This is a genomic window from Flavihumibacter solisilvae (assembly GCF_000814475.1).
GTDB classification, from domain to species: domain Bacteria; phylum Bacteroidota; class Bacteroidia; order Chitinophagales; family Chitinophagaceae; genus Flavihumibacter; species Flavihumibacter solisilvae.
Genome location: NZ_JSVC01000027.1, coordinates 1 through 16,103, shown reverse-complemented (window position 1 = coordinate 16,103; position 16,103 = coordinate 1). Strand labels below are relative to the sequence as shown.

13 protein-coding genes are annotated in these 16,103 nt (G+C 46.2%); 7 read left to right on the top strand and 6 right to left on the bottom strand.

Annotated features, from left to right (window positions below):
* Positions 1-59: 59 nt before the first annotated feature.
* Positions 60-2,876 (bottom strand): TonB-dependent receptor, encoded by a 2,817-nt coding sequence (locus tag OI18_RS20290; RefSeq protein WP_082038068.1) that lies wholly within the window; start codon positions 2,874-2,876, stop codon positions 60-62.
* A gap of 88 nt (positions 2,877-2,964) precedes the next feature.
* Between OI18_RS20290 and OI18_RS20285 the strand changes: the two genes are divergently transcribed.
* Positions 2,965-3,873 carry a S66 peptidase family protein gene (locus tag OI18_RS20285; protein WP_039143338.1) on the top strand — a complete coding sequence of 303 codons (909 nt, stop codon included), beginning with the start codon at positions 2,965-2,967 and terminating at the stop codon, positions 3,871-3,873.
* 73 nt (positions 3,874-3,946) lie between these two features.
* On the top strand, positions 3,947-4,882 hold the full coding sequence (locus OI18_RS20280; RefSeq protein ID WP_039143335.1) for a hydrogen peroxide-inducible genes activator: 936 nt from the start codon (positions 3,947-3,949) through the stop codon (positions 4,880-4,882).
* A gap of 14 nt (positions 4,883-4,896) precedes the next feature.
* On the opposite strand, the gene OI18_RS20275 is transcribed toward OI18_RS20280, so the two are convergent.
* From OI18_RS20275 to OI18_RS20260, 4 genes are read right to left on the bottom strand one after another with little or no spacing between them, the layout of a single operon-like run.
* The gene (locus tag OI18_RS20275) at positions 4,897-5,709 is read right to left on the bottom strand and encodes an alpha/beta hydrolase (RefSeq protein ID WP_039143333.1); all 813 of its coding nucleotides are present in this window, start codon (positions 5,707-5,709) and stop codon (positions 4,897-4,899) included.
* A gap of 16 nt (positions 5,710-5,725) precedes the next feature.
* Positions 5,726-6,511 carry an alpha/beta hydrolase gene (locus OI18_RS20270; RefSeq protein ID WP_082038067.1) on the bottom strand — a complete coding sequence of 262 codons (786 nt, stop codon included), beginning with the start codon at positions 6,509-6,511 and terminating at the stop codon, positions 5,726-5,728.
* 18 nt (positions 6,512-6,529) lie between these two features.
* Positions 6,530-6,823, bottom strand: a complete 294-nt coding sequence (locus OI18_RS20265; protein ID WP_082038066.1) for a rhodanese-like domain-containing protein — start codon at positions 6,821-6,823, stop codon at positions 6,530-6,532.
* Positions 6,823-8,817, bottom strand: a complete 1,995-nt coding sequence (locus OI18_RS20260) for a KUP/HAK/KT family potassium transporter (RefSeq protein WP_039143330.1) — start codon at positions 8,815-8,817, stop codon at positions 6,823-6,825. Before OI18_RS20260 ends, OI18_RS20265 begins: the two co-directional genes overlap by 1 nt.
* 154 nt (positions 8,818-8,971) lie before the next feature.
* On the opposite strand from OI18_RS20260, the gene OI18_RS20255 reads away from it, so the two are divergent.
* The 5 genes from OI18_RS20255 (at position 8,972) to OI18_RS20235 (ending at position 14,828) form a co-directional block, all read left to right on the top strand.
* A complete protein-coding gene (locus OI18_RS20255; protein WP_152616901.1) occupies positions 8,972-10,510 on the top strand; it encodes a hypothetical protein in 1,539 nt (512 codons plus the stop codon).
* Positions 10,511-10,527: 17 nt separating this feature from the next.
* The gene (locus tag OI18_RS20250) at positions 10,528-11,514 is read left to right on the top strand and encodes a hypothetical protein (protein WP_039143323.1); all 987 of its coding nucleotides are present in this window, start codon (positions 10,528-10,530) and stop codon (positions 11,512-11,514) included.
* A gap of 90 nt (positions 11,515-11,604) precedes the next feature.
* Positions 11,605-12,282: a phosphoribosylformylglycinamidine synthase subunit PurQ gene (purQ, locus tag OI18_RS20245; RefSeq protein WP_039143319.1), complete on the top strand. Its 678-nt coding sequence runs from the start codon at positions 11,605-11,607 to the stop codon at positions 12,280-12,282.
* Positions 12,283-12,336: 54 nt separating this feature from the next.
* Positions 12,337-12,789, top strand: coding sequence for a protein-disulfide reductase DsbD domain-containing protein (locus OI18_RS20240; RefSeq protein WP_039143317.1), 453 nt, complete (start codon positions 12,337-12,339; stop codon positions 12,787-12,789).
* A gap of 35 nt (positions 12,790-12,824) precedes the next feature.
* Positions 12,825-14,828 (top strand): protein-disulfide reductase DsbD family protein, encoded by a 2,004-nt coding sequence (locus OI18_RS20235; RefSeq protein ID WP_039143315.1) that lies wholly within the window; start codon positions 12,825-12,827, stop codon positions 14,826-14,828.
* Between the two features lie 449 nt (positions 14,829-15,277).
* Here OI18_RS20235 and OI18_RS20230 read toward each other — a convergent pair whose 3' ends face one another.
* Entirely contained in the window at positions 15,278-15,859 is a 582-nt protein-coding gene (locus OI18_RS20230) for an RNA polymerase sigma factor (RefSeq protein WP_039143312.1), read from the bottom strand.
* Positions 15,860-16,103 lie beyond the last annotated feature (244 nt).

The window sequence follows — 16,103 nt, the reverse complement described above, 5'->3', positions numbered from 1 at the left end:
TTCAGGGATCTGGGAATTCCCGATTTCCTGGCTACTACTAATATAATAGTTCTATCGGTTTAATTCCAGGGCATTCCCATACCTTCCCTGTTTCTTGCCGGTTCCCTCCTTTGAGGAGCTTTGCCAAAATTTTTAATTCTGTACGAAAAAGTCAGCATGAAGTACTGTGTCAGAACCTGGGTTTCATTGTCTTCAATGTAGTTCGGTTGCACTGTCCGGCTTATGCTCCGGTTTTGCTTCAACAAGTCAAATACGGAAAGCCGCAGTTCGCCTTTCTGGTCTTTCAAAAATTTCTTCGCTACCGCCATATTCCATAACCAGTAATTCTGGTCCAGTCCGCCGCTGAGACCACTGTACAACTGGTTATTCAGATCATTGCTGAAAACCCAGCCGTTCTTACTCATGAGGTTCAGGCCAACACCTGCTGATTGCGAAAAATAATTGTTGTTCAGGTTAGGTTGAATCTCGTTCCTGGCAATGTTGTAGCTGGCGTTGTAATTGATATTGAAATCAACGAATTCGCTGATATTACTCGCTATATTCATTCCCCCGCTATACACGTAATTGTCTGAGACGTTTTTCACGTTGTTGATCAGTCCCGGCGTTTTTATATATGCAACTCCAGCGTTGAACGTAAGGTTCGATTTGATCGCTTTGAATGGAAATGAATAAGTAAGCAATGTATTCATGTTCCAGTAGCCATTTAGGTTTATTGGTTTCGACAATTGTGATCCCCTGTAAAGTGTCACGGTAGGTGTTAGCACCGAGTCCTCGAAAGCTGTATATGTGGCATTGGTGATATAACCATCAGCCTGGTTCGCAAACACGTTTACAAAGAAACTATTGCCCTTGCGGCTGTTTGTATATGTATATCTTCCACCCAGGCGGTTGCTGACAGATTGATCCAGGTCAGGGTTACCTGTCGTTATAAACAGTGGGTTATTGTAATTGATCACGTTTTGCAGCTGGTTAACGGAAGGGTTGTTTGTTCCGCTCCGATAGAACAACCGGATATTGCTTTTTTCACCCAGCTTCCACCTTATCATTGCATTTGGCAAAAGATTGCTGAAGCTTTTCCTGATAGTGCCTGCCTGCGGATATTCCTGCTTGCTGTCCAGCCTGACATCCTGCGCATCAAGCCCTATTGAAATCATCTTATCCTTTTCAACAAAACGATAGTTGAGTCCGCCACGCTGCGTCGTTACTTCATTTAGAAATACATTGGAAAGACTGGTGTCGAGGATGCTGTATTTTTCACTTATGTCGTCATATTTCCAGGTGCGCTGGTCTGCATCATTGTTGGAGTATGAGGGGTTATAACTTACCTGGAGGAAACTTCTTTTTGACAATGGTTCTGTATAACTGACATTGGCTGAGAGATTGTATCCTTTGGTATCTGATAGCTGCTGCTGCAATACTGAATCGTATTCGGTTGTCGTCTTGAAGTAAGTAGAAATGGCAGCCAGGTCCTGGGTTGAATTCCGGTTATTGAAACCTGTTGTTATACCAAGGTTGATCGATCTTCCTCTTTTGGGGAATGCATGCCTGAACAACACTGTATTGTTGAAATTGTAGCCATCCCCTTTTGTCCTGGTCAAATTGTTAGTCCTGCTGATCTGGTCACCGTTTTCAAAGCTTTGTAAGCCCCCGATGCTCCGGGTATTATCTGTTTGCTGGAAATTGAAACTGGGAATGATCAACAGGGTATTGTTGGAATCGATTTTGTATTCCATCCGCATATTGATTCGGTGACTGGTACTTTTATTAAGCGACTCCGAAATTTCATTATAAAAGGTACTCGAATCCGGTGTAATGAATTGTTCACGGTTTGAAGCCGACCGGTTCTCATTGATGCTGTTATTGAAGAAATAACTTCCGCTCACATTAAAATTCTTTCCCCACAGGTCGCTGAAGTTTACTCCGAGCGCATTAGTTTTTGTGATCCCGCTTTTCCCCGCAACCTGGAAATTGTCATTCCCGCCGAAACCGCCACCTCTGCCAGCACCACCACCGCGACCGCTGCCACCGCTGGTCAGCCCCAGTATGTCCGAGCCGGAAAAATTCTGCTGGTTCACATTATTGAATAAACCCACCACCGAAATACGCCGCTCCTTATTGAAGAAGTTCACAGAGCCACCGGCCTGGTAACGGTCATTTGTACCATAACCGCCATAGATCCGGCCGAACTGGCCATTCCGCCTGTCTTCCCTCGTTACTACATTTATCGCCTTGTATCCCTGCCCGTCATCAACGCCCGTCAGCTGTGCCTGGTCACTCAACCTGTCGAATACCTGGATCTTGTCAACCACATCTGCCGGCAGGTTGCGCAGCGCCGCAGTGGCATCATCGCCAAAAAACTCCCGGCCATCAATAGTTACCTTTCTGACATTTTCACCCTGTGCTTTCACCGCACCATTCTCTATTACTATCCCAGGCATTTTTTTTACCAGGTCCTCCACATTTGCATCCCGGTTGACTTTAAACTGGCTGGCATTGAACTGCACGGTATCTCCCTTCTGTTGCGCAGGTGGTGTTACGCCTTTTACCACAACTTCATCCAGGTTCCGGCCGCTCTTAAGCGAAATGGTTCCCAGGTCAAGGTTAGAGGTACCAATTGTTATTATTTTTTCAAATGTTTCGAATCCAACAAATGAGACAGTCACTTTGTAGGAGCCTGCAACCACATCGGCTATGCTGAACTCGCCTGACTTATTCGTTACTGCATTCCTGGTTGCGTTGCTGTTACGGAGCTGCACAGTTGCTCCGGCCATCGCCGAACTTGCCGTGGAATCGGCAACCCGTCCCTTTACCGTAATCTGGGCCGATAACATGTTGCTGCACAATATGCCTGTCAGTAAAATCGTAAAAATCCTCATATCTTGATCTTGTCCCTTATTAGACGCAGTACCGCCAAAAAACCTTCGGCCTCCCTGAAAATTATTTTCATGCCCTATCTTCGGCGGTATGATCTATCCCCCTACACTTAAGAAAGGTGATACCATTGGAATGGTTTGTCCGGCTGGTTTTATGGCTCCCGAAAGATTCCAGACCTGCGTGGAGCAGTTGCAGCAATGGGGGTACAGGGTGAAACTGGGAAAAACCATGTTCAGCAGTTCCGAAACTTATTTTTCCGGGACTGACGAAGAACGACTCCAGGACCTGCAGCAAATGTTGGATGACAAAACGATAAGCGCCATCCTATTCGGCAGGGGAGGGTATGGAGTAAGCAGGATCATCGACAGGCTGGATTTCCGTGCTTTCCGGAAATCTCCCAAGTGGATCATCGGCTTCAGCGATATAACCCTCCTGCATTCGCATCTCAACCGGACTTTAAAGATCGCAACAATGCATGCACCTATGGCAGCAGCGTTTAATGACGGCGGTTACGAGTCCCCCTATGTTTTATCTATCCGGGATTCGTTAGCGGGAAAAAAAATGTCTTACTCCTGCCCGCCACATGACCTGAACAAGGAGGGGAAAGCGTCCGGGCAACTGGTCGGCGGAAACCTGGCCATGCTTGTTCACGCAATCGGTACCGCATCGGCTTACAAGCTCAAAGGAAAGATCCTCTTCATTGAAGATGTCGGTGAGCTGTTGTATAATATCGACAGGATGATGCTGCAGTTAAAAAGATCGGGCTCCCTCGATGGATTATCTGCCCTTATTATTGGCGGATTTACTGAGAATAAAGACACAGAAAGACCTTTTGGGAGGGATGTGTATGAGATCCTTAAGGAATATACAGCCAGTTACAGCTATCCTGTATGTTTTGGATTTCCTGTAAGTCATGAAAAGGAAAATTATGCGCTTAAAGTTGGAGCCCGGTATTTGCTGAATGTCGGTGAAGACAAGGTAACACTGAAAGAGAAATAGCACATCTGCGCCACAATTCCTGCTCATTAGCCAAATTGATTAATTTTGCGATTCAATAGATGAAAACTATCGGATGACGCTCGTACAATTGGAATATGTGATCGCAGTAGATGAGCACCGGCACTTCGCCACAGCTGCTTCCCACTGTTTTGTTACCCAGCCTACACTCAGCATGCAGATTCAGAAACTGGAAGAAGAAATGGGAGTGAAGCTGTTTGATCGCAGCCGCCAGCCCGTTGCCACAACGGCTATTGGGGAAGTAGTAGTGGCTCATGCACGCCGGATTATCCAGGAGGTGAGCCTGCTCGAAGATGTGATCAAAGAAAAACAAGGGCTTATCCATGGCGAACTGCGGCTTGGAATTATTCCGACTCTTGCACCATATTTGTTGCCATTGTTTTTGCCGACATTCCTCGAAAGGCACCCAGAGGTTCAGCTGAAGGTAAAGGAGATGACAACAGATAACCTGATAGAAGCACTAATCAGGGGCCAGATCGAAATGGGACTCGTGGTTACACCTCTTCAGCATAATTCCATCAAAGAGCATCCGCTCTTTTACGAAGAGATGGTCGCTTATGTGTCCAGGAAAAATGCAGCTTATAAAAAGACATACGTGCTGGCCAATGATATTGACGTTCACGAATTATGGCTGCTCGAAGAAGGGCATTGTTTCCGTTCACAGATGCTCAACCTCTGTGAACTCCAGAAGGCACATAAAGACCTTTACCTGTTTGAATATGAAGCCGGAAGTCTTGAAACGCTGAAGAAAATGGTTGAAACGAACCGCGGCATCACCATTCTTCCCGAACTGGCTACTTATGATCTTACTGCTGCGCAGCACAAACTGATCCGGCACTTTAAATCACCTTCCCCGATGCGTGAGGTAAGTCTTGTCACATCACGCACATTCGTAAAGCAGAAACAACTCCTTGCACTTAAAGATGCCATCCTGTCCAACCTCCCTGAAAAGATCCGGAAAAACAAAGCCCGCAACATTATCCCCGTCTGAGCCCGTTTGAATTTTTACTGCAGTAAGCTGTCCATCGCCAGTGTATATTCCTTAAACTCTGTCAGGTTATTGTGTTCCCCACCTTCTATCGTCACCAGTTTGTCGCCCGGTTTGAGAAGAGGTCTTAGCCGGTCAGCTTGTGAGTAGGGAACCACGTTATCACTGGTGCCGTGAAAGATAATGATCGGCGCCGTGACCTTTGGCAGGTACTCAAAAGTTGGCAAACGGTAATGGATCATCCTGGACACGGGGTAAACCGGAAGATAGCGGCTAACCAACGAGTGGATGCTATAATAGGGAGTTTCAAGTACCAGCGCCCTGGCATCCCGTACAGCAGCCAGTTGCGCTGCGATCCCGGTTCCCATACTCTTGCCATAGATGATAATGCTGTCTGACGCAAACCTGGTACGCCCCAGTTTGTACAACTGTGCAGCATAACCGTACAGTCGCTCTTCGGTCAGTACTCCGGTACTTTTACCAAAGCCGGGATAATCGATCATCCAGCATTCATATCCCCGTTGTGTAAATTCAGTTGCATATTTGGCATACCAGCTGATATTCTTTTTGTTGCCATGGAAATAAAGCACAAGACCCTTCGGCCGCCCTGCAGTGTCGGTACCGCCAACAGCTGTAAACTGGACAATGTGAAGGTTTGAACCTGCATCAAAGGCAATGTTGACCTCCTTGTGGGGAGCTTCAAAATTATAGGCCGAATTGCGTGCTTTTGTTTCAGGATGGAACAGGAAGCGGTCCTGGAGGTAAAAAGCGGCAATGCCAACGATGCAATACAGCAACACAATGATCTTGATCCAGCGGAAAATCTTCATTTCGCAAATATAGTCTTCAGTATTTCAGGATGTCCCGTAAAAAGTTATGGTATTCCGGAAAGGAGGGAAGGTTGTTGTGCCCCCCGCCATGGATCCGGATCAGCGTGATCTTTCCCGGGTTGACACGCTGCAGCTGTTCGCTGTGCCGGATGGGGATCAGCATATCCCGCGTTCCATGGATAATATAGGTATGACAGTTCACGTGCCTGATCCACTTGTCAGTTCGCAGATGATACCGCAACACCAGTCTAACCGGTAAAATAGGCAGGAACCGTTCCACCACCTTCCGGAAGTTATAGTAAGGCGAGTCAAGTATCAGGTACCGGGGCTTGTTATCCGATGCCAGCTTTGCGCCAAAACCGCTACCTATGCTTCTTCCATAAACTATTATGTGATGCTCGGGGTATTGTTTCGTCAGCGTATTGTAAACAAACTGGATATCGCTCAGCATTTCTCGCTCGCTGCGTTTGCCCGTACTCTTGCCAAATCCACGGTAATCGATCAGTACCACGTCATAGTTATACCGGTAAAAGTCTTTGGCATATTTCGCCCAGCCTTTAATGCTTCGAGTATTGCCATGGAGGTAAAGGATCAGCCCGAGCGGCGATTCGCGGTGAAAATGCAGTCCGTTGATGCGGACGCCGTCCGATACATCAAAGAAAAGTTCACGGAAGGGAATGTCGTAAACAAACTTGAAATCCGGATCGAGCTTCTCCGGCTTGAAAATAAATTTCTCCTGCAGGAAGTATCCCAGCAGGCTAAGTACGGCAATGCCGATCAGTGTGTAGATCAGTATATTCAAATGGATGCTGTTGCATGGTTAGACCGGCCATTCCATTATGCCACCCTGCAGATTGAGCAGGTTGGTAAACCCATACTTCTCCTGCAACCTCTGAATGGCTATCGCACTTCTGATTCCGCGCTTGCAATATACTACCACCGTTTCATCTCCTGGTATTTCCTGCGCATGCCGCAGGATCTCTCCAAGAGGAATGTTGCTGCCGCCAATATTGAAATCTTCGTGCTCGTAATCTTCACGTACATCAATAAGTACAGGGGGCCTGTCGGAGTTCAGCGCTTCCATCAATTCGCTGGCCGTTATCTGACGCACCATCAGAATCCTCCTTCTTCTTCTTCATGAAAAATACGGCTTAGCCTGATTGAAGTAACCGGTGACACGATTAGCGGGAACTTTTCCACTATTACGTTTGATGGGTCAAGTCCAAAGCCCCTTTCTTCTGAAAGACTGATCTCCTTCAGCCAGAAATAGAACTTCATGATCACGCGCTCAAAGAAAGGCAATTCGTTGTCCTGGCTCAGGTACTTTTCCATTACGATGAACTGGAAGTCTCCGACCACGTTGTTCTTCTCCAGGCTCTCATAACGACTATAAATGTTCACCTCTTTGTTATTTACCAGGTCTGCAACCACTTTCCTGAATAGCAGGTTGATTCTTGGCTCCACCCGGAAGCCGAGCCGGAATTCAACCCGGATGATGTCGTTGGGAATGATATGATCCACCACATACTCGCAGGTATAAGGGTCATCAAGTGTGTCCACATGGACAAACCAATAAATGTCGGCACGCTTCGGTTTTTTATTAAGTATACTATAAATGATTTTATGTTCGATTTCCTTCGGATTGTTAGCGCTGGTCATATACACCAGGTGGGTTGCATATTTCGGAACGGTCTTGTCGTTACTGAGTTCCTGGATCATCGGGACATAATGTTCCAGCCGCACAAATTCGACATAACGGTTCTTCACCTTCCTGCTTCGGAAGGATACATACATGACCAGGAACATGATGAATCCGATCAGCAGTGTGATATAACCACCATGGATAAACTTATCGAGTAATGCGACAAGGAAACTGCTTTCAATCACCAGGTAACTCAGCAGGAAGAGCCAGATGAGATATGCCGGGATGCGTTTAGCTACGAGGTAGTTGGAAAACAGGATCGTTGTGGTCATGAAAGTGACAATGATGGCCAGGCCGTAAGCCGCTTCCATCTTTGATGTTTCCTTGAAGTACAACACCACACCTACACACCCTAAGTACATCATTGTATTGATACCGGGAATAAACAGCTGGCCTTTTTCTTCAGAGGGATACCTGATCTTGAGCTTTGGCCAAAGGTTGAGTCGCATTGCTTCACCGATAAGCGTATAGGCACCCGAGATCATGGCCTGGCTGGCGATAATGGCGGCAGTCGTAGCTATTACCACTCCAGGGATGATAAACCATTGCGGCATCAGGTCATAAAATGCATTGATGCCTAGCCTGGCCTTGGTCTCCGCAGTTACCTGCAATCCCGTGCGGTTTGCAAGCAGGTAAGCGCCCTGGCCGAGATAATTAAGTATCAGACAGAGCTTGACATAGATCCATGAGAACCGGATATTTGCCCGCCCGGTATGGCCCAGGTCGCTGTACAATGCTTCGGCACCTGTTGTACACAGGAAAACTGCACCCAGCAACCAGATCGCATGCGGATAGTTGATCAGGAAGTCGACCGCATAGTAAGGGTTGAAAGCCTTTAAGATGGAAAAATCATCCGAGAGATGCACAATGCCCAGTACGCCGAGCATGGTGAACCAGATAAGCATGATAGGCCCGAACATTTTTCCAATTGTGGCAGACCCGAATTGTTGCAGGAAAAAGAATAAGGTCAGGATTGCAAGGACGATATAAACAATGGTGGAAACGGCTATGTTGTGAAAGGCCGGTAGTTCCTTGAGACCTTCAATGGAAGAAGTAATGGAAATGGGCGGAGTAATGATGCCGTCGGCAAGCAGCGACGCGCCTCCGATCATGGCTGGGACGACCAGCCATTTTTTACGCCGGCGGACCAGGGCATACAGTGCGAAGGTTCCTCCTTCACCACGGTTATCTGCCCTGAGTACCAGCCATACATACTTAACGGTTGTAATAAGCGTAAGTGTCCAGATGATACACGACAGCGATCCGATGATCAGGTCATCAGTCACCACCCGGTTTGATATAATGGCGTTGTAAACGTAAAGGGGAGAGGTGCCTATATCACCATATATAATTCCCAGTGCTATTAAAAGACCTGCCCACGAGGCTTTATCCGTATTTTTTCCCACTATGAGTCAATTTTGCATGGTTTCTACACCTGCATTGCAAAGGTATAGTTAAAAAATTCATATCATAGCCGTGTGTATATTCGATTCAACAACCCTGCCATTTGGTAAATTGTATGTGATCTATATAATGTTACCTTTATTAAAAGCGCCCGTCATGAAAATAAAGATCTGTATAGCCTGCCTCCTGTTCCTAGCCGCTTTTACTTCAAACGCCCAGGCCCCGCGCGTAGTGTATTCCGATCCCGAAAAAGATGACACCCGGAGGACCAACTTTGAAATTATCGGCAAACTGAACAGTAACTACCTTATCTATAAAAATAACCGTTCTGTTCATACGCTGGCTGTATACGATAATGACCTGAAGCTTAAAAACCAGGTGCCCCTGGACTTCATGCCCGACAAGCTGATCAATATTGATTACATCACTTATCCCGACAAAGTGCTGGTTTTTTACCAGCACCAGAAAAAACGGGTGGTTTATTGTGATTTCCTGACTATTAACAGCGATGGGAAACCAGTCGGACAACCCGTAACCCTCGATACCACAGAGGTTAACTATTCATCCAACAACAAAATTTATACCCTTGTAAACAGCGACGACAAACAACGCATCATGCTTTTCAAGGTGAATAGTTCCAACCCGCGCAGGTTTTTCATTACCTCGTTCCTTTACAATTCCCAGCTTGAGCTGATTACACGCAATTTCAGCGAGGTGCAGATGGAGGAGAAGAATGAATATTTCTCGGACTTTCACCTGAGTAATGCAGGGGAGCTCATTGTGGCAAAATTTACCAAAACAGGGAACAACAGCGACCTCATTTCCGGAGTTTCAATGATGATCAAGCACCCCGACTCGCTGAGCTTTAGCGTCAGGAACGTGGATATCGGGAAGCAGATCCTCGATAACCTGGTTCTTAAAATTGATAACAACAACAACCGCCTGCTGCTCACCTCTTTTTATTCAAAACAGAAGCGGGGTAACATGGAAGGGATTTATATCGTTGACTGGAACAGCAGGACCAACGAGAAAATTATGGATACCGCGATTGTATTTAACGACGAACTCCGCGTGCAGGCAAAAGGTAGCGATGCCAATAAAAAGACTGCTTTCAACGACTTTTTCATTAAGAATATTTATATCCGGAAAGACGGCGCTTTTGCAATTGTGAGCGAAGCCCTGTATACCACTTCGAGGTACAACAGCTTTAACCGCTGGGATTATATGGGTTGGGGCAACCCCTGGATGTCTCCTATGAACTACAGCTACTGGTCGCCCATGTACAGTCCATGGGCTATGCCCTGGAGCCGTTACGGGTGGAATTCAAATACCCAGAGCCGTTACTTTGCAGAGAACATCATGGTGCTGGCATTCGATCGCGACGGCAAGATGGCCTGGAGCAATATCATTTCCAAAAGCCAGTTTGACGATGAATCCGACAACCTCATTTCATACGGAAATATGAACACAGGTGGCGAAGTACACTTTCTTTTTAATACTTTCGAGCGGCGGACATTCGTGCTAACTGATCAAAGTATGGATGCAACGGGCAAGATTACACGATATCCTACGTTTAAGAACCTGGATAAGGGGTATGAATTCATGCCGAGATTCGCGAAACAGGTAAGTGCAAGGCAGATCATCATTCCCTGTTTGTACAGGAACTACCTCTGCTTTGCCAGGGTAGATTTTTAAAGAAAAACTAACCCATTGTGATTGGAGTCTTTAAGCAAAAGAGTGCCGGAAACGCTTTCATCCTGCTCATTTATGCCCTGATCCTGAAATTTCCCCTTTTCCTGCACCCGGCCGCTCCGCTGCGGCAGCAGGAAGATAATTACCTGTACTCGCTGATCCTCGACATCCTGGCACCGTTAGGCAGGGAGGGTTTCCTGTATGCACTGCTTTCATTTATCTTCCTTTACCTGCAGGCAAGCCTGCTTAACAGGGTGGCCAATACGGTCAAACTGCTGCCGAAGTCAAATTTCCTGTTTGGGATGGCATTTCTCCTGGTTACTTCCCTGTTGCCGGAGTGGAACCAGTTTTCCTCCGCCATGCTTGTTAATTTCCTGCTGATCTGGATCTGGTATGGGATGATCAGGTGGTACAATCACCCTAAACCTATGGCTGCAATCTTTAATGTGAGCCTGCTGGTTGGAATTCTCCCACTTATTTACAGCCCCTCTATCGCTTACATGGTCATGATCGTACTGGCGATTATTATTACCAGGCCGCTTCGTCTGGGCGAATGGGTCATTGCGGGCATCGGTTACCTGTCACCTTTTTATTTTCTTAACATTATCCTTTACCTGACTGACAAATGGCAGGCTGACAAACTGTTTCCCAAGGTTAGCTTTCATTTGCCACGCCTTCCCGCATCATTATGGATAACCGGGGGAATGGTACTGCTTGTGGTGCCTTTCCTGATCGGGGCTTTTTTCGTGCAGGATAATCTTAACAAAATGCTGATCCAGGTGAGAAAGTGCTGGAGCCTGCTGCTGGTACTGCTGCTTTGCGGCGTACTTATCATCCTGGTGAATCCCGGTGACAACTACCAGCACTGGCTGCTGAGCACTATTCCTATTGCCACTTTTCACGCTGCAGCTTATTATTATCCGGGCGGCCGGCTGTTCCCGCTTATCCTCCACTGGCTCATTTTCGCGTTTGCCGTAGCGGTTAACTATTTCCCGCACCTCATGTAAAAATGACCAAAACCGTTTAACTTTGCACCTTCCAAAAGTTCAGAGTCGTCGCATTTTGAATTTTTACTTTTCACTTTTTAACTTGCAAAGATGAAATTCGGAGTGGTTGTTTTCCCAGGTTCCAATTGTGACAGAGATATGCAGGACGCCCTGCAGAATGACCTTGGTCATGAAGTGATCATGCTTTGGCACAAGGACAGGGATCTGAGCATGTTTAGTACGGAAGACTGCATTATTTTACCGGGAGGTTTTTCTTACGGTGATTATTTAAGATGCGGTGCCATTGCGCGATTCAGCCCCATGATGCAGAGCGTGATCGAATTTGCCAATAAAGGTGGAAAGGTTCTCGGGGTTTGTAACGGGTTCCAGATCCTTTGCGAGGCTCACCTGCTTCCCGGCGCATTGCTGCGCAATTCCAACCAGCAGTTTATCTGCAAGAACGTTTACCTGAAAGGAGAAGGTTCCGACAAAGCACTTAAAATACCCATCGCACACGGCGAAGGGCGTTACCACGCTGATGACGCAACCCTTGATCAGCTTGAAGCAAACGGACAGGTCATTTACCGCTATTGCGATGAGAATGGCAATGTTAATGAAGCTTCAAACCACAATGGAGCAAGCCGCAATATCGCTGGTATCCGGAATGCTGCCGGTAACGTGTTCGGAATGATGCCTCACCCCGAAAGAGCCTGCACCGCAGCGCTCGGTAATATAGATGGCCGCATCGTACTGGAAACACTGTTAATGAAACAGTTGGTATCGGCATAACTGTTTCTTCCAATTTTACATTTTAATTAGAACTATTTGACTGAATTTTGATGCATGAAAAAAATCCTTACATCGGTTCTGGCCCTGTTTGCATCAATTATTCTTTTCGCACAAAGCGATAAACAGGTTAAATGGTCATTCCAGGCAAAAAAAATTGCGGAAAATACCTATGAAGTGCATATGACCGCCGATATAGGTGGCAATTATCATATCTATGCACAGAATGCAGGCGAAGGTCCGGTGCCTACCAGTTTTGATTTTACCAAAAATCCACTGGTTGCCCTGAACGGAACCGTTAAGGAAGAAGGAAAGATGAAAAAAGTGTTTGAAGACGCTTTCGATTCTGAAGTACGCTACTACGAAAAGAAGGTCAACTTTGTACAGGTGGTTAAAGTGAAGGGAAAGGCTAAGACAAACCTGGCGGGAAAAGTTGAATTTATGGTATGTAACGAAAAAGAATGCCTTCCACCCGCTACTGTCGATTTCAAGATTTCCATCGGCGGTTAATTTACCCTGATCCACCACTCTGAACCATTACACGCATGTACCGGCGAATAATTAATTTAGTCCTGGCACTGATAACCGTGCTTACATCCTTTGCACAGGACAGCAACTCACCAGCTAAAGACAGCAGCACCCCTGTTAAATGGACCTATGAAGCGGTCCGCCAACCTGATAATAGCTGGATACTCCGGCTAAAAGCGGATATTGCCCCAGGCTGGAAACTGTTTTCCACAACGATGAAAGATGACGAACCCAATACCCGGGTCGTACTTGATTCAGCAATTCTGCAAAAAGCAGGTGCGGTCAGGGAAGCTGGTTCAGTGAAAGAAGTCAAGGAGCCGCTGTTCGATAATATCGCCGTTCGCTTTTTCGAAAACCAGGCCTCTCTTGAAATTCCCATTGCTGCGGTTGAAGCTGGGAGTGAACTGAAAGGTGCCGTACAATTCATGGCAATCAGGGGCGAAGAAGTGATCGGTCCCGAAGAAGTGCCCTTCCGGTTTGCGGTAGACGCAAATGGAACTGTTGCAGCCAGGTCGTCAGCGCTGCAGGAGCAAACTTCCACATTCCTCAAGCGTGAAGCAATCAATCTCGATAAGCCGCTTTCTGATGTTGGCGGAACAGGCGGAGAAGATGCCGGTTCAAAAAGCCTCTGGTCAGTTTTTGTGTTGGGTGTTATCGGTGGGTTGATAGGCCTGATCATGCCATGTACCTTTCCTATGATCCCTTTCACTGTTTCATTTTTTACCAAGAAATCCCAAAGCAGACAGAAAGGTATCGCCAACGCATTTACTTATGGATTCTTTATTTTCCTCATCTATGTTCTGCTAAGTATACCATTTTATTTCATGGATGGTGGAAGTGCCGATATCCTCAATAATATCTCCACGAACGCATGGCTGAACCTTGTGTTCGCTGCGATCTTCCTTGCTTTTGCCCTTTCATTCTTTGGCTTGTTTGAGATTACTCTGCCAGGTAGCCTCTCAAGCTCTGTAGATCAGAAATCGGGCATTGGCGGTAAAGGTGGGATCTTCTTTATGGCACTCACATTGGCTATCGTGTCATTCTCCTGTACCGGTCCGATCCTGGGTACCTTGCTGGTTAGTGCACTCAGCCAGGATGGAGGTGCAGTACAACTTACGGTGGCGATGGCCGGTTTTGGTCTCGCACTCGGTTTGCCATTCGCACTATTCGCCCTATTCCCCAACTGGTTGTCGAACCTGCCACGTTCAGGTGCATGGATGAATACCGTTAAAATTGTTTTTGCTTTTGTTGAACTGGCATTGATGATCAAGTTCCTTTCCAACGCCGACCTGGTAATGCACTGGGGAATATTGAAAAGGGAAGTGTTCTTCCTGATATGGATTGTGATCGGAATATGTACGAGCCTGTATCTCTTCGGGATAATAAAATTCAAACATGATCCACCACCTGCAAAGCTCACAACTGGCAGGAAAATTCTGGCGCTTGCATTCCTTGCGTTTGCATTATATCTCGTACCCGGAGTTACTAAAACGAAATATGCCAACCGCTCACTCGTCAGCGGTTTCCCGCCACCGTTAAGTTATAGTATCTACGGTGATGACCATGCCGGCAGCAGCGGCCTGGAACCGATGGTGATCAACGACTATGAAAAAGCGCTTAAACTCTCCAAAGAGCAAAACAGACCTTTGCTGATTGATTTTACCGGCTGGGCTTGTGTCAATTGCCGCAAAATGGAAGAAAATGTATGGACTGCCCCCGGCATCAAAGAACTTATCGAAAAGAATTTCATCCTTGTTTCCCTTTATGTCGATGACCGGGCTAAACTTCCTGACTCGGAACAATTTATATATACGACTGCAGACGGAACGAAGAAAGAGATCAAAACGGTCGGACAAAAATATGCGACCTTCCAGACCGAAAACTTCAGGAATGCTTCGCAACCTTTATATGTGATCCTTTCTCCCGAAGAGCAATTATTGAACCGCCCTGTTGGCTACACGCCAAACCCGGAAACTTACAAAAATTGGCTGGAAAGCGGGATCCGGAGTAAGAGCGAATAATGAAGGGAAAATCAAGCCCGGGGTGCACAGGAACATGGTCGTTCATACATGTATAGCAATTACCGTTCATGCACATTTCACTACTGTTTGACCGTGGAATCACTAGTGTTGGCACTGGTCTTTCACTAGTCGGACACTAGTGTTTTATGGTCCTGGGACAGCTTTTTGACTGCTCTTCTTAGCTTCTTCATTGCTTCATGAAAGTTTCTTCTACTAGTCGCCCTGTCTGGAGTGGCAGAACTTTTGTCGTTGCAACAAGAAAAAAGCCTCCGTCTGGAGGCTTTTTTCAATTAGGCGTCATTCTGTAACAACCTTCTACGGGCAAGCGAATTCAATATTTGTAGAGAGAGCCACAGAATGACAGTATCTTGATCTGCGTGATTTACTTAGTAAAAGTACAAATGGATATGCTCGTTGTTTGGATTGCGAATGTAAATTATTTATTAATCCTAGAGAACGATATTTTTCTCGCTCATCATCTTACGAAGGTTGATTAAACCATAACGCATACGGCCAAGTGCTGTATTGATGCTGCAGTTGGTAAGCGCTGCAATCTCTTTAAAGCTCAACTCGGCATAATGACGCAGAATGATCACTTCACGCTGGTCTTCCGGAAGCAGGTCGAGCATCTTACGAACACGGTCGTGGCTCTGGCGCTTCATCATTTTCACATCCGCACCATCTTCAGTAAAATTGATCACTTCGAAAATGTCACGCTCATCGCTTGTTTTGATAGCAGGCGTGCGCTTTACTTTCCTGAAATGGTCTACACAGAGGTTGTGTGCAATGCGCATAGCCCAGGGAAGGAATTTTCCTTCTTCGGTATATCTGCCTACGCGAAGCGTGTCAATAATTTTAATTAAAACATCCTGGAAGATGTCTTCGGCAAGGTATTTGTCCTTGACGAGGAACAAAATTGAAGTGTAAAGTTTGTCTTTGTGGCGCAGGATGAGGGTTTCCAAAGCGCTCATGTCTCCATCCATAAAGAGATGGATCAATTCATTGTCAGTTTTAACGCAATGTGATTTCATAAACTTTCTACGGTTTTTAAGATAATGGGATATTGGTTACAGGAATTTGGGAAAAGTACGATCGGAGTAGTATTTGTACTATAGGCGTGAGTTTTACAGTTTTTCTTTAGGACGTAATTGCTTACTAAAAATAATAATTTTTGGTAATAAACAAGATTTTGTGAAAATTTTTTTTACCTCTTTCACAATACGGATGTTATAAGGGAGAAAACGTATAATCCAACACTTTTGTGGCTCCGCTATG

Coding starts and splice junctions, on each gene's coding strand:
- OI18_RS20290 (WP_082038068.1), bottom strand. CDS start 2,876: ATGAGGATTTTTACGATTTTACTGACAGGCATATTGTGCAGCAACATG.
- OI18_RS20285 (WP_039143338.1), top strand. CDS start 2,965: ATGATCTATCCCCCTACACTTAAGAAAGGTGATACCATTGGAATGGTT.
- OI18_RS20280 (WP_039143335.1), top strand. CDS start 3,947: ATGACGCTCGTACAATTGGAATATGTGATCGCAGTAGATGAGCACCGG.
- OI18_RS20275 (WP_039143333.1), bottom strand. CDS start 5,709: ATGAAGATTTTCCGCTGGATCAAGATCATTGTGTTGCTGTATTGCATC.
- OI18_RS20265 (WP_082038066.1), bottom strand. CDS start 6,823: ATGGTGCGTCAGATAACGGCCAGCGAATTGATGGAAGCGCTGAACTCC.
- OI18_RS20255 (WP_152616901.1), top strand. CDS start 8,972: ATGAAAATAAAGATCTGTATAGCCTGCCTCCTGTTCCTAGCCGCTTTT.
- purQ (WP_039143319.1), top strand. CDS start 11,605: ATGAAATTCGGAGTGGTTGTTTTCCCAGGTTCCAATTGTGACAGAGAT.
- OI18_RS20240 (WP_039143317.1), top strand. CDS start 12,337: ATGAAAAAAATCCTTACATCGGTTCTGGCCCTGTTTGCATCAATTATT.
- OI18_RS20235 (WP_039143315.1), top strand. CDS start 12,825: ATGTACCGGCGAATAATTAATTTAGTCCTGGCACTGATAACCGTGCTT.
- OI18_RS20230 (WP_039143312.1), bottom strand. CDS start 15,859: ATGAAATCACATTGCGTTAAAACTGACAATGAATTGATCCATCTCTTT.